Annotated in this window: 10 protein-coding genes; 9 read left to right on the top strand and 1 reads right to left on the bottom strand. The window is 73.3% G+C overall.

The annotated features are described in order from the left end of the window. The first annotated feature begins 12 nt into the window (after window positions 1-12). The 5 genes from gnd to BLS67_RS17575 all read left to right on the top strand — a co-directional run bounded on the left by gnd (window position 13) and on the right by BLS67_RS17575 (window position 5,446). Entirely contained in the window at window positions 13-936 is a 924-nt protein-coding gene (gene gnd, locus BLS67_RS17595) for a phosphogluconate dehydrogenase (NAD(+)-dependent, decarboxylating) (protein WP_091247576.1), read from the top strand. A 1-nt stretch (window position 937) separates the two neighbouring features. Then, complete coding sequence (gene recF / locus BLS67_RS17590) at window positions 938-2,146, top strand: DNA replication/repair protein RecF (protein ID WP_091247574.1); 1,209 nt, start codon at window positions 938-940, stop codon at window positions 2,144-2,146. Beyond that, window positions 2,139-2,648: a DciA family protein gene (locus tag BLS67_RS17585; protein WP_091247572.1), complete on the top strand. Its 510-nt coding sequence runs from the start codon at window positions 2,139-2,141 to the stop codon at window positions 2,646-2,648. The genes recF and BLS67_RS17585 overlap by 8 nt, the downstream gene beginning before the upstream one ends. 37 nt (window positions 2,649-2,685) lie before the next feature. Next, entirely contained in the window at window positions 2,686-3,669 is a 984-nt protein-coding gene (locus BLS67_RS17580; RefSeq protein WP_091247571.1) for a hypothetical protein, read from the top strand. 103 nt (window positions 3,670-3,772) lie between these two features. Next, on the top strand, window positions 3,773-5,446 hold the full coding sequence (locus BLS67_RS17575; protein ID WP_242654163.1) for an ABC transporter ATP-binding protein: 1,674 nt from the start codon (window positions 3,773-3,775) through the stop codon (window positions 5,444-5,446). On the opposite strand, the gene BLS67_RS17570 is transcribed toward BLS67_RS17575, so the two are convergent. Further along, entirely contained in the window at window positions 5,431-6,351 is a 921-nt protein-coding gene (locus tag BLS67_RS17570; RefSeq protein ID WP_165617643.1) for an NAD(P)H-binding protein, read from the bottom strand. The genes BLS67_RS17575 and BLS67_RS17570 overlap by 16 nt on opposite strands. Before the next feature lie 103 nt (window positions 6,352-6,454). On the opposite strand from BLS67_RS17570, the gene BLS67_RS17565 reads away from it, so the two are divergent. The 4 genes from BLS67_RS17565 to BLS67_RS23510 all read left to right on the top strand — a co-directional run bounded on the left by BLS67_RS17565 (window position 6,455) and on the right by BLS67_RS23510 (window position 13,875). Then, window positions 6,455-7,858: an APC family permease gene (locus BLS67_RS17565; protein WP_091247564.1), complete on the top strand. Its 1,404-nt coding sequence runs from the start codon at window positions 6,455-6,457 to the stop codon at window positions 7,856-7,858. Between the two features lie 193 nt (window positions 7,859-8,051). Beyond that, window positions 8,052-10,091, top strand: coding sequence for a DNA topoisomerase (ATP-hydrolyzing) subunit B (gyrB, locus tag BLS67_RS17560; RefSeq protein WP_091247562.1), 2,040 nt, complete (start codon window positions 8,052-8,054; stop codon window positions 10,089-10,091). Window positions 10,092-10,234: 143 nt separating this feature from the next. Then, window positions 10,235-12,721 carry a DNA gyrase subunit A gene (gene gyrA / locus BLS67_RS17555; RefSeq protein WP_091247560.1) on the top strand — a complete coding sequence of 829 codons (2,487 nt, stop codon included), beginning with the start codon at window positions 10,235-10,237 and terminating at the stop codon, window positions 12,719-12,721. 230 nt (window positions 12,722-12,951) lie between these two features. Next, window positions 12,952-13,875: a DUF3566 domain-containing protein gene (locus BLS67_RS23510; RefSeq protein ID WP_131801777.1), complete on the top strand. Its 924-nt coding sequence runs from the start codon at window positions 12,952-12,954 to the stop codon at window positions 13,873-13,875. Window positions 13,876-13,899 lie beyond the last annotated feature (24 nt).

Genomic DNA, 13,899 nt, shown 5'->3' with positions numbered 1-13,899 from the left:
AGGAGAACCGCTGTGCAGCTGGGCCTGATCGGACTGGGCAAGATGGGCGGCAACATGCGCGAGCGCGTGCGCCGGGCGGGGCACGAGGTGGTCGGCTACGACCGCTCGCCCGAGCTGCAGGACGTCGACAGCCTCGAGTCCCTGGTCGGTGCGCTGACCTCGCCGCGCGTGGTCTGGGTGATGGTGCCCGCGGGCGACCCGACCCGCGAGACCGTCGAGAAGCTCGGTGAGCTGCTCGAGGCCGGCGACGTCGTCGTCGACGGCGGCAACTCCAAGTTCACCGACGACCAGGTGCACGCCGACCTGCTGGCCCCCAAGGGCATCGGCTACGTCGACGCCGGGGTGTCCGGTGGCGTCTGGGGCCTGCAGAACGGCTACGCGCTGATGGTCGGCGGCTCGAAGGAGGACGTCGCCAAGGTCCAGCCGATCTTCGACGCCCTCAAGCCGCCGGTCGACAAGGAGAGCGACTCCCCGGCGGGCGAGGGCGCAGGCTTCGTGCACGCCGGCCCCGTGGGCGCCGGGCACTTCGCGAAGATGGTCCACAACGGCATCGAGTACGCGATGATGCAGGCCTACGGCGAGGGCTACGAGCTGCTGGCCGCCGTCGACCTCGTCGAGGACGTCCCCGGCGTCATCGCGTCCTGGACCCAGGGCACCGTCATCCGGTCGTGGCTGCTGGACCTGCTGGTCCGCGCGCTGCAGGAGGACCCGGGCCTGGACGACATCACCGGCTGGGCGGCCGACTCCGGTGAGGGCCGGTGGACCGTCGAGCAGGCCATCGAGCACGCCGTCCCCATGCCGGCGATCTCGGCGTCGCTGTTCGCCCGGTTCTCCTCGCGGCAGGACGACAGCCCGACCATGAAGGCCGTCGCCGCGCTGCGGAACCAGTTCGGCGGCCACGCGGTCAAGGCCCGCGAGGTCGAAGACCCCGCCTAGCGTGTACGTGAGACATCTCCAGCTCGGGTCGTTCCGGAGCTGGGAGGCCGTGGACCTGGCGCTGACGCCGGGTCCGACGGTCTTCGTCGGCCGCAACGGCCAGGGCAAGACCAACCTGGTCGAGGCGGTCGGCTACCTGGCGACGCTGGGCAGCCACCGGGTGTCCTCGGACAACCCGCTGGTGCGGCACGGGGCCGAGCAGGCGGTCGTGCGGGCGGCGCTGCGCAAGGACGACCGCGAGCTGCTGGTCGAGGTCGAGATCAACCCCGGCCGGGCCAACCGGGTGCGGGTCAACCGCGCCCCGCTGCCCCGGCCGCGGGAGCTGCTGGGCCTGGTCAAGACGGTGCTCTTCGCCCCCGAGGACCTCGCGCTGGTCCGGGGCGACCCGACCGAGCGCCGGCGCTTCCTGGACGACCTGCTGGTCAGCCGCACCCCGCGGCTGGCCGGCGTCCGGTCGGACTACGACCGGGTGCTCAAGCAGCGCAACGCCTTGCTGAAGACGGCGAAGCTGGCGCGGGGAAACGCGCTGGCCACGCTCGAGGTGTGGGACGGCCACCTCGCCGACCTGGGTGGTCAGCTGCTGGCCGCCCGGCTGCAGCTGGCCGCCGACCTCGACCCGCACGTCTCCGCCGCCTACGAGGGCGTGGCCGGCGAGGGTGCCGACCGGGCCCGGCTCGGCTACACCAGCACGGTGCCGCTGGCCGGTGACGGCACGGCGTTCCTGCCCGGCATCGGGGTGCCCAGCGCGGCCGACCTGACCGCGGCGCTGGCCCGCCGGGTCGAGGAGCGCCGCAAGGAGGAGGTCGACCGCGGGGTCACCCTGGTCGGTCCGCACCGCGACGACCTGGTGCTGCACCTGGGCCCGGCCCCGGCGAAGGGCTACGCCAGCCACGGCGAGTCGTGGTCGTTCGCCCTCGCGCTGAAGCTGGCCTGCTTCGCGCTGCTGCGCGCCGACGGCGAGGAGCCGGTGCTGGTGCTCGACGACGTGTTCGCCGAGCTCGACGCCGGCCGGCGCACCGCCCTGGCCGAGGTGGCGGGCACCGCCGAGCAGTGCCTGATCACCGCTGCGGTGGCCGAGGACGTGCCGGTGGCCCTGCGGGCGACCCGGGTTCAGGTGGCCGACGGGACGGCGACGGTGCTCCCGCCGGAGACCGAGCCGGTCGGGGTCCCGCTGCCCGGCGCGGTGGAGGACGCTGGGTCGCATGGCTGACCAGCCCGGCGAGCGCCCGGCCCGACCCAGCGACATCGCCCGGGCCGCGCTGGACGCCGCCCGGGCCGCCTCGGCCGCCCGCCCCCGGCTCACCCGGCGCCGGGTCGCCGGGCCGAAGCGGTCCTGGAGCGGGGCGCACCCGGGCGCCGACGACCCGCAGACGCTGAGCTCGCTGGTCGACTCCCTGGTCACCGCCGAGGACTGGAGCGAGCGGACGAAGGTGGGCTCGGTGTTCGGCCGCTGGGACTCCCTGGTCGGCGCCGACATCGCCGCGCACTGCGCGCCGCAGTCGCTCAGCGAGGGCGAGCTGACCGTGGTCGCCGAGTCCACCGCCTGGGCGACCCAGCTGCGCATGATGGCACCGACGATCCTGGGCAAGCTGCACAACCAGGTGGGCGGGGACGTCGTGACCCGGTTGCGCGTTGTCGGTCCGACGGCACCCAGCTGGAAGAAGGGTCCGCGCACCGTCCGCGGGCGCGGCCCGCGCGACACCTACGGCTGACCCGCCGCACCCCCGACCCACCGAGAGAGAGCAGCAGATGAGCACCCCCCGCAACGGCGACGGCTCCGAGGGCTTCGACGACCGCCCCGAGGACCAGCGCGGGTGGTCCGAGCCCGCCCACCTCGGCGAGGGCTCGACCCCGCCCCCCGGTGCGGCACCGGAGCGGCCGGCCGACCGGGCCTGGGAACCGCCGGGCTGGTCGCTGCCCGACGCCGCACCCGACCGACCCGCCCAGCCGCCGGTGCCCCCGCCGGCCCCGCAGCAGGACTGGGAGGCCACCCCGCCCCCGGCCCGCCAGCAGGGCTGGGACCAGCCCCAGCCCCAGCCCCAGCCCTGGGACACCCCGCAGGCCCCGCCGCAGGAGGAGAAGCGCGGCGGTCTGCTGGGCGGCCTGTTCGGCCGCGGCCCCCGCAAGCTGTCGGAGGTGCAGCAGGCCTTCCAGCCCAAGGGCGGCGGCGCGGGTGACCTCGCGGCGTGGGGCCAGGCCTACGGCTGGACGGCGTCGGACGGCACCGGCAAGGAGGACGAGCTGCTGGTCGAGCTCACCCGGTCGGCGCCGGTCCGCCCGGCGACGTCGGAGGTGCCCAGCAACGTGCTGCGCGGCCGCGCCGACGGCCTGGACCTCGTCGCGTTCGACATCGTGTCGCCCTACGGCCGCGGCTGGGTGGCCACCCACGCCGTCACGGCGGCTCCGGTGCTCGGCCAGCTGCCCGGCTTCCGGCTGACCCCGGCCCGCTTCTGGCGGCACGGCACCGGCGGGCTGCTGCAGATCCCCAGCGGCGACCCCGAGTTCGACACCCGCTGGGTGCTGCTGGCCGCCGAGGACTCCCCGCAGCTGCGCCGGGTGGTCGAGGACCCCGTCGTCCGGCAGGCCCTGCTGGGCTCCGACGACGGCGACGAGCTCTGGTCGGCGGTCGGCTTCGTGGCCGCGATCCGGCCCGACGGCCACCGCCCGCTGCTGGTCGAGCACCACGCCCGCATCCTGGCCGCGGTCACCGCCGCCCTCGGCGCCGGGCGATGACCCGCTGACGCAGACCCCCCAGCAGACCCCCCAGCAGGGCGCGGGCCTGCGCGAGCTGCTCCCGCTGCTCCGCCCGCACCGCCGGGCGCTGGTCGCGGCCGCGGTGCTGTCGCTGGTGTCGGCCGCGGCCGCCCTCGCCCAGCCGCTGCTGGTCTCCCGGGTGGTCGACGCCGTCGGCTCCGGCGGTGCGCTGCTGCCCGGGGTGGCCACGCTGGTCGTCGTCCTGGTCGCGGCGGCGGTGCTCGGCGCCGGCCAGCAGTACCTGCTGCAGCGCACCGCCGAGGGCGTCGTGCTCACCACCCGGCGCACGCTGGCCGACCGGCTGCTGAGGCTGCCGGTCGCGGAGTACGACCGGCGCCGCACCGGGGACCTGATGAGCCGGGTCGGCTCGGACACCACGCTGCTGCGCGCCACGGTCACCAGCGGGGTCGTCGAGGTCGGTGGCTCGCTGGTGCTGGGCATCGGCGCGCTCATCGCGATGGCGCTGGTCGACGGGTGGCTGCTGCTGGTCACGCTGGCCTCGGTCTCGATCGGCGTGGCCACCGCGATCGCCGCGGCCCGGCGGGTGCGGGTGCTGTCCCGGCAGGCCCAGGAGCAGGTCGGTGCGATGAGCGCGTCGGTCGAGCGGGCGCTGTCCGCCGTCCGCACGATCCGGGCCAGCGGGGCCACCGCCCGCGAGGTCGACACGGTGGGCGGCTCGGCGGAGAAGGCCTTCCGGGCCGGGGTCGCCGTCGCCCGGCTGCAGGCGCTGGTGGCCCCGGCCAGCGGCATCGCGATCCAGGGCGCGTTCCTGGCGGTGCTCGGCGTCGGCGGCTACCGGGTGGCCAGCGGCGCCATCGGCATCTCGGACCTGATCGCGTTCATCCTCTACCTGTTCCTGCTGATCCAGCCGCTGGGCCAGGTGATCCGGGCCTACACCGAGCTGCAGACCGGGCTGGGTGCCCTGGCCCGGGTGCAGGAGGTGCTCGCCCTCACCCCCGAGGACGACGACCGGCCCGCCCGCCCCGGCACGACCACCGCCCCCCGGCTGCCCGCGTCCGGCGACCCCGTCCCGCTGCTCGAGCTGCGCGGGGTGGACTTCGACTACCCGGACGGCACCCGGGTGCTGCACGACGTCTCGTTCTCGGTCCCCGCCGGGACCCGGACGGCACTGGTCGGGCCCTCGGGCGCGGGCAAGTCGACGCTGCTCGCGCTGGTCGAGGGCTTCTACCCGCTCAGCGGGGGCAGCATCCGGTGGGCCGGCACCGACGTGCTGGACCTGCCGCGCTCGCTGCTGCGGGCCCGGATGGGCTACGTCGAGCAGGAGGCGCCGGTGCTGGCCGGCACCATCCGCGAGAACCTGCTGCTGGCCGCCCCCGAGACGCCGGAACCGGCGCTGTGGCAGGTGCTCGAGGACGTCGGGCTGACCCCGGTGGTGGCCCGCTCCGACCTGGGGCTGGACGTGCTGGTCGGCGACGACGGCGTGCTGCTGTCCGGCGGCGAGCGGCAGCGGCTGGCCATCGCGCGGTCGCTGCTGGCCCGACCGGCGTTGCTGCTGCTGGACGAGCCCACCGCCAGCCTGGACGCCCGCAACGAGACCCTGCTGCGGCAGACGCTTGCGACCGCGGCGCAGGACCGGGCGCTGCTGGTGGTCGCGCACCGGCTCTCGACCGTGCGCGACTCCGACCAGATCGTGGTCCTGGAGGGCGGCCGCGTGGTCGCCGTCGGCACCCACGACGAACTGGTCGAGACCGACCCGCTCTACCGCGAGCTCGCGACGGCTCAGCTGCTGGTTTGACCCCCGCCGCTCGGGTGCAGGGCCTCCCGGACGGCGGCCTCGAACCCCAGCCGCGGGGGTGACCCGATCAGCTGCGCCAGGTCGTCCTCGCCGGCGACCACCGTGTTGGCCAGCGACTCCACCAGCGAGCGGGCCAGCTGCCGGGACACCGGGGTGAGCAGGTCGATGCCCAGGGCGGCCAGCGCCGGGTTCCCGACGGGCACCGGGAGGAACCACCGGCGGCCGAGCCCGGCGACGGCCGCGTAGCGCCGCACCAGGTCGGCGTAGGTCATGACGTCGGGCCCGGCGACGGCGAAGGCCCGGTTGACGTCGGCCGGCAGGCCGGTGCACCCGACCAGCGCGGTGACGACGTCGCGCAGCGCGACCGGCTGCACCCGGGTGCGCACCCAGGCCGGGGCGGGCAGCACGGTCACCCGCTCCGTGACGTGCCGCAGCATCTCGAAGCTCGCCGACCCGGCGCCGACCACGATCGCCGCGCGCAGCACCGCCGTCGGCACGCCGGAGGCCAGCAGCAGCGCGCCGACCTCCTCGCGGGAGCGCAGGTGGTCCGACAGCGGTTCGTCGACCGGGCGCGGCCCGCCCAGGTAGACCAGGCGGGAGACCCCGGCCCGGCGGGCGGCCCGCGCGAGGCCGCGGGCGTGGGCGCGGTCGGTGGCGGCGAAGCCGGGTCCGGCGTCGAGGGCGTGCACCAGCCAGTAGGCGAGGTCGACCCCGGCGCAGGCGCGGGCGAGGGCGTCGTCGTCCCCGGCGTCCCCGACGACCACCCGCACGTCGGGCAGCCAGGGGCGGTCGGCGAGCCGCCCGGCGTCCCGGGTGAGGACGGCGACCTCGTGGCCGGCGGCGAGGAGGGCCGGCACCAGGGCCCCGCCGACGTGCCCGGACGCTCCGGTGACCAGGACCCGCATCGGGCCAGTCTCCGGTGGTTCCACGTGGAACGCGCCCCGAGTGGCGGGCCGACCGGGGCAGGGCCACGCTCTCCGGCACCGACCCCGGCGAGAGGTGCACCCGATGGCCACCACCGAGCAGACCGCCCAGCCGGAGCTCAAGCGGGTGATGGGGCCCGGCCTCCTGCTGCTGTTCATCGTCGGCGACGTGCTGGGCACCGGTATCTACGCGCTGACCGGCCAGGTGGCGGCCCAGGTGGGCGGCATCGTCTGGGCGCCGTTCGCGCTGGCGTTCGCGGTCGCGCTGGTCACCGCGTTCAGCTACCTGGAGCTGGTCACCAAGTACCCCCGGGCGGCCGGTGCCGCGCTGTACACGCACAAGGCGTTCGGGGTGCACTTCCTGACGTTCATCGTCGCCTTCGCGGTCATGAGCTCGGGCATCACGTCGGCCTCGACGGCGGCCCGGGCGTTCAGCGCGAACGCGGCGCAGGTGTTCGGGCTCGACCTGGGCGAGGGCATCGGCATCACCCTGATCGGCCTGGGCTTCATGGGCCTGGTCGCGATGGTGAACCTGCGCGGGGTCGGCGAGAGCGTCAAGGCCAACGTGGTGCTCACCTGCGTGGAGCTGACCGGCCTGCTCATCGTGATCGGGGTCGGTGCCTGGGCGCTCGGGCTCGGCGAGGGCGACCTGTCCCGGGTCACCCAGGTCGACACCGGCGACCAGAGCCTGGTCGGCGGGGTGATCGCCGCCACCGGCCTGGCCTTCTTCGCGATGGTCGGCTTCGAGGACTCGGTCAACATGGCCGAGGAGTGCAAGGAACCCCGCCGGATCTTCCCCAAGGTGCTGCTCACCGGGCTCGCGCTCACCGGGGTCATCTACGTGCTGGTGTCGATCTCGGCGATCGCGCTGGTGCCCGCCGACGAGCTGTCGGTCGGCGACACCCCGCTGCTGCAGGTCGTGCAGGCCGGCGCCCCCGGTTTCCCGCTGGCCCTGTTCGGCGTCATCACGATGTTCGCCGTCGCCAACTCCGCGCTGATCAACATGCTGATGGCCAGCCGGCTGGTCTACGGCATGAGCCGCGAGGGCGTCCTGCCCCCGCTGCTGGGCCGGGTGGGGCCGCGTCGGCGCACCCCGGTCACCGCCATCCTGTTCACCACCGCCCTGGCGTTCGGGCTGATCACCTTCGTCGGCGCGGTGCCCGACCTCGGGGGGACGACGGCGCTGCTGCTGCTGGTCGTGTTCGCGGTGGTCAACGTGGCCGTCCTGGTGCTGCGCCGCGACCGCGTCGACGCCGACCACTTCCGCACCCCGACGTTCCTGCCGGTTGTCGGCGCCCTGGCCTGCGCGTACCTGGCCACGCCCTTCGCCGGCCGGCCCACCGTGCAGTACCAGATCGCCGGGGTGCTGCTCGCGATCGGCGTCGTCCTCTGGGTGGTGACCGTCGCGGTGAACCGGAGGACGGGGACCACCGTGCGGATGGACCCGGAGGCGCTGAGCGGCGAGCACCCCACGGGGCCGAGGAACTGAGTTTCGTCGGCCGGGCCAACACCGGTGGTGGTCGGACCTCTTCTGGTGCGGCAGGGGTGACGTCAGGGCGTGGACGGCGCGGTTCTGTCGTCGGGACCCGGTACGATCGAGGGGTCGTACCGCCAGCAGCCCGCTGAGCGTCGTCCTGAGCCTCCCGGGCGCCGGTGGTCTTGCGCGAGAAGAAGGGCCCCACGTGGCTGGATCCGGCAAGCCTGCCGAGCAGAACTCCTACTCCGGTAGCTCGATCACCGTCCTCGAGGGGCTCGAGGCGGTCCGCAAGCGCCCGGGCATGTACATCGGCTCCACCGGCGAGCGCGGCCTGCACCACATGGTGTGGGAGGTCGTGGACAACGCCGTCGACGAGTCGCTGGCCGGCTTCTGCGACACGGTCCGGGTCACCCTGCTCGACGACGGCGGGGTCCGGGTCGAGGACAACGGCCGCGGCATCCCGGTCGACGAGCACCCGGTGCAGAAGCGCCCGACCGTCGAGGTCGTGCTCACGATCCTGCACGCCGGCGGCAAGTTCGACGGCAAGAGCTACGGGGTCTCCGGCGGTCTGCACGGCGTCGGCGTCACGGTGGTCAACGCCCTGTCCACCACCCTGGACGTCAACATCTGGCGCGACGGCACCGAGTACTTCCAGCACTACACCGACACCGTGCCCGGCCCGCTCGAGACGGTCGGCAAGACCACCAAGCGCGGCACCGCGATCACCTTCTGGGCCGACCCGTCGATCTTCGAGACCACGGTCTACAACTACGAGACGATCCGCCGCCGCCTGCAGGAGATGGCCTTCCTCAACAAGGGCCTGACGATCATCCTGCGCGACGAGCGCCGCACCCAGGTCGCCGCCGAGGCCGCCGCCGACGAGCTGCTGATCGGCGAGGCCGAGCCCGCGGCCGACGACGACAAGCCGTTCACGGCCACCGAGGTCACCTACCGGTACGACAACGGGCTGTCGGACTACGTCCAGCACGTCAACGCCAAGCGCAGCCCGATCCACAAGTCGATCATCAGCTTCTCGGCCGACGGCGTCGGCAAGAACGACACCGCGATGAGCCTCGAGGTCGCGATGCAGTGGTCGGAGTCCTACTCCGAGTCGGTGCACACCTTCGCCAACATCATCAACACCCACGAGGGCGGCACCCACGAGGAGGGCTTCCGCGCGGCGCTCACCTCGATCGTGAACCGGTACGCCGTCGAGAAGAAGATCCTCAAGGACAAGCCCGAGGACAAGCTCTCCGGCGAGGACATCCGCGAGGGCCTGGCCGCCATCGTGTCGGTCAAGCTCGGCGACCCCCAGTTCGAGGGCCAGACGAAGACCAAGTTGGGCAACACCGAGGTGAAGGGCTTCGTGCAGCGGGTCTGCAACGAGCAGATCGGCCACTGGTTCGAGGCCAACCCGGCCGAGGCGAAGACCATCATCACCAAGGCCAGCTCGGCCGCCCGTGCCCGCCGCGCGGCGCAGGACGCCCGCAAGCTCGCCCGCAAGAGCCTGCTCACCGTCTCGGGCCTGCCCGGCAAGCTGAGCGACTGCCGCTCCACCGACCCCGCCCGCAGCGAGGTCTACATCGTCGAGGGCGACTCGGCCGGCGGTTCGGCCAAGTCCGGCCGCGACTCGATGTTCCAGGCGATCCTGCCCATCCGAGGCAAGATCATCAACGTCGAGAAGGCGCGCATCGACCGGGTGCTGAAGAACACCGAGGTCCAGTCGATGATCACCGCCTTCGGCACCGGCATCCACGACGAGTTCGACATCGTGAAGCTCCGGTACCACAAGATCATCCTGATGGCCGACGCCGACGTCGACGGCCAGCACATCACCACGCTGCTGCTGACCCTGCTGTTCCGCTTCATGCGACCGCTGGTCGAGGCCGGGCACGTCTACCTGGCCGCACCTCCGCTGTACAAGATCAAGTGGGGCGGCAAGGTCGGCATCGAGTACGCCTACTCCGACCGCGAGCGCGACGCGCTGGTCAAGGCCGGTGCCGAGGCCGGTCGCAAGATCCCCAAGGATGAGGGCATCCAGCGCTTCAAGGGTCTGGGCGAGATGGACGCCAAGGAGCTGTGGGAGACCACCATGGACCCCGACACCCGCATCCTGCGCCAGGTGACCCTGGACGACGCCGCGGCCGCCGACGAGATCTTCAGCGTCCTCATGGGTGAGGACGTCGAGGCCCGCCGGTCCTTCATCACCCGCAACGCCAAGGACGTCCGCTTCCTGGACGTGTAGCGGGGCGATCCGGGCTGATCCGGGCCCCGGTGGACGACGCGGTAACCCATCGTCCATCTGCCCGCCACTCGGACGTCGTCCCAACCCCATGTCGACCTGGGGTTTTGTCCACCGCTGTGCACTGACCTGTGGAGAACTGAACCGTGACGGAGAGCCCCACCACCGACCGCATCGAACCGGTCGACCTCCAGCAGGAGATGCAGCGCAGCTACATCGACTACGCGATGAGCGTGATCGTGGGCCGCGCGCTCCCCGAGGTGCGCGACGGCCTCAAGCCGGTGCACCGCCGCGTGCTGTACGCCATGTACGACCAGGGCTTCCGCCCCGACCGGGCCACGGTGAAGTGCGCCCGCGTCGTCGGCGAGGTGATGGGCAACTACCACCCGCACGGCGACACCGCGATCTACGACGCCCTGGTGCGGCTGGCCCAGCCCTGGTCGATGCGCTACCCGCTGATCGACGGGCAGGGCAACTTCGGCTCGCCGGGCAACGACCCGGCCGCGGCCATGCGGTACACCGAGGCCCGGCTGACCCCGCTGGCCATGGAGATGCTGCGGGACATCACCGAGGAGACCGTCGACTTCCAGGGCAACTACGACGGCACCAAGACCGAGCCGCTGGTCCTGCCCGGCCGGTTCCCCAACCTGCTGGTCAACGGCTCGGCCGGCATCGCCGTCGGCATGGCGACCAACATGCCCCCGCACAACCTGCGCGAGGTGGCCGAGGCCGTCTTCTGGATGCTCGACCACCCCGAGGCCCCCGCCGAGGAGGCCCTCACCGCGTGCATGGAGCGGGTCAAGGGCCCGGACTTCCCGACCCACGGCCTGATCGTCGGCCGCGACGGCATCGAGGACGCCTACCGCACCGGTCGCGGCGCGGTGCGCATGCGTGCCGTCGTCGCCGTCGAGGAGGACTCCCGGGGCCGGGTGCAGCTGGTGGTCACCGAGCTGCCCTACCAGGTCAACCCGGACAACCTGGCCGAGAACATCGCCGAGCAGGTCAAGGACGGCCGGCTGCAGGGCATCTCCGAGATCGCCGACGAGTCCTCCGACCGCGTCGGCCGGCGACTGGTCATCACCCTGCGCCGCGACGCCGTGGCCAAGGTGGTGCTGAACAACCTCTACAAGCACACCCAGCTGCAGACCTCCTTCGGCTGCAACATGCTCTCCATCGTCGACGGGGTGCCCCGCACGCTGCGGCTGGACGAGCTGGTCCGGTACTGGGTGATCCACCAGATCGAGGTCATCCAGCGCCGCACGCGCTACCGCCTGCGCAAGGCCGAGGAGCGCGCCCACATCCTGCGCGGCTGGGCCAAGGCCCTGGACCAGCTCGACGCCGTCATCGCCCTCATCCGCGCCAGCGAGTCCGCCGAGACCGCGCGCACCGGGCTGATGGAGCTGCTGGACGTCGACGAGATCCAGGCGCTGTCGATCCTGGACCTCCAGCTGCGTCGCCTGGCGGCGCTGGAGCGCCAGCGCATCCTCGACGAGCTGGCCGAGATCGAAGCGATCATCGCCGACCTGCAGGCCATCCTGGAGTCCCCGGAGCGGCAGCGGCAGATCGTCCGCGACGAGCTCAAGGAGATCGTCGACAAGTACGGCGACGACCGCCGCACCCAGTTCGTCGCGCACGACGGCGACGTGTCGATGGAGGACCTCATCGCCGAGGAGCAGGTGGTCGTCACGATCACCCGCACCGGCTACGCCAAGCGCACCAAGGCCGACCTCTACCGCTCGCAGCGGCGCGGCGGCAAGGGCGTCATGGGGGCCACCCTCAAGCAGGACGACCTGATCCAGCAGTTCTTCGTGGGGTCGACCCACGACTGGATCCTGTTCTTCACCAACAAGGGCCGGGTCTACCGGGCCAAGGCCTACGAGCTGCCCGAGGCCGCCCGCACCGCGCGCGGCGCCCACGTGGCCAACATCCTGGCCTTCCAGCCCGACGAGAAGATCGCCCAGGTCATCCAGATCAAGGACTACGCGGTCGCCCCGTACCTGGTGCTGGCCACGGCCAACGGCCAGGTCAAGAAGACCCGGCTGACCGACTTCGACTCCCCGCGCAGCGGTGGCGTCATCGCGATCAACCTGCGCGACGGCGACGAGCTGGTCGGGGCGGCGCTGATCGACCCCGAGCAGAACCTGCTGCTGGTCACCCGCAAGGCCATGAGCATCTGCTTCAAGGCCGACGACGCCCAGCTGCGCCCCATGGGCCGGGCGACCGAGGGGGTGCGCGGCATCTCCCTGGCCGACGACGACCAGCTGCTGTCGATGATCGTGGTGACCGAGGGTGTCGACGTCCTGGTCGCCACCGAGGGCGGCTACGCCAAGCGGACCGGGATCGAGAACTACCCGGAGCAGAACCGCGGCGGCAAGGGCGTGCTCACCGCCGACCCGAAGTCCCGCAAGGGCGTGCTGGTCGGTGCGCTGTCGGTCGTGCTGGGCGACGAGCTGTACGCCATCACGTCGAGCGGTGGCGTCATCCGCACCCCGGTCAACGGCGTCCGGCACAACAAGGACCGCGCGACCATGGGCGTCAAGCTCATGAACCTGCCCGAGGACGTCTCGATCGTCGCCATCGCCCGGACGACGGACGACGTGGAGCCCGAGACGGGCGACCAGCAGACCCTCTGAGTCCGGCAAGCCGTGCACCTTGCCCTGGCGGGGTGCGCGGCGTGCCGGGCAGGTGGATCGGGTGCACGCCGCACCCCGACGCCTAGGCTGGGGCGAATGCCGTCGACCGGGACGGACCGCAGGGTCCGCCCCGGGCACGGCTGAGCGACCACCGATGTGCGGTCGCCGCCCGACCGGGTGGCGGCCGGGCGCGACGGGGGCGGGACACCGACCCCGGGACGGAGAGCGGCATGAGCGACCGGACCCAGTCCTCGGTGCGCACCGAGGACTCCTCGGCGGCGGCCGACCCCGAGACCGCGGCGATCACCCCCGAGGAGCCGGCACGCTCCTCCTCCGGTGGGCAGCCCGTCGGCGGCGCGAAGGGCACCGGCACGGCACCGGGTTGGGGCGGAGCCACCCCCGGCAAGCAGTCGCCGGCCAAGCAGCCGTCGGCCAGCACGCCGCCGGCCGCCACGCCCGCCGGTCAGGCCCCGGCCGGGCCGACCCAGCCCGCCGCCAAGCCGGCGGGGAAGCCCGCGCAGTCGGCCGGCCGCCCGGCCGGGCAGCAGGCCGCCCGTCCCGCGGGCCAGCGCCCCGCCGCACCCGCAGCACCGGCCGCCACCGTGGGCGCCGCCCGGCAGGGAGCGCCGCAGACCGGTGCCCGCCCGGCCAACCGCGACGCCGCAGGCGCCCCCCGGCAGTCGGGCAACCGGCCCCCGTCGGTCGTCGGCCGGCCGGCCGAGGGGCGGGGTTCCGAGGGGTCCGAGGGCGACCGCCCCGGGGGCAAGGTCCGCGGCTCGGGCAGCCGGGGGCCCCGCCGGGCCCGCCTGCAGCTCCGGCACATCGACACCTGGTCGGCGCTGAAGATCTCGCTGGTGCTGGCCATCGCGCTGTTCTTCGTCTGGATGGTCGCCGTCGGCGTCCTCTACGGCGTGCTGAACGGCCTGGGCGTGTTCTCCACCCTGAACGACCTGATCGGCCAGCTGGGCTCGACGTCGGGTGACTCCGGTCCCTCCGACGTGATCACCCCCGGGATCGTCTTCGGCGGCGCGGCGGTGATCGGTGCGGTGAACATCGTGCTGTTCACGGCGCTGTGCACCGTCGGCACGTTCATCTACAACCTGTGCTCCGACCTGGTCGGCGGTCTCGAGGTCACGCTCTCCGAGCGCGACTGAGCCGAGGACCCCGCGCGGCGGAGC

The sequence above is a fragment of the Klenkia soli genome (assembly GCF_900103975.1).
Taxonomy (GTDB): domain Bacteria; phylum Actinomycetota; class Actinomycetes; order Mycobacteriales; family Geodermatophilaceae; genus Klenkia; species Klenkia soli.
Note: the sequence above shows the minus strand (reverse complement) of the source record. Positions and strands in the feature narration are given on the sequence as shown.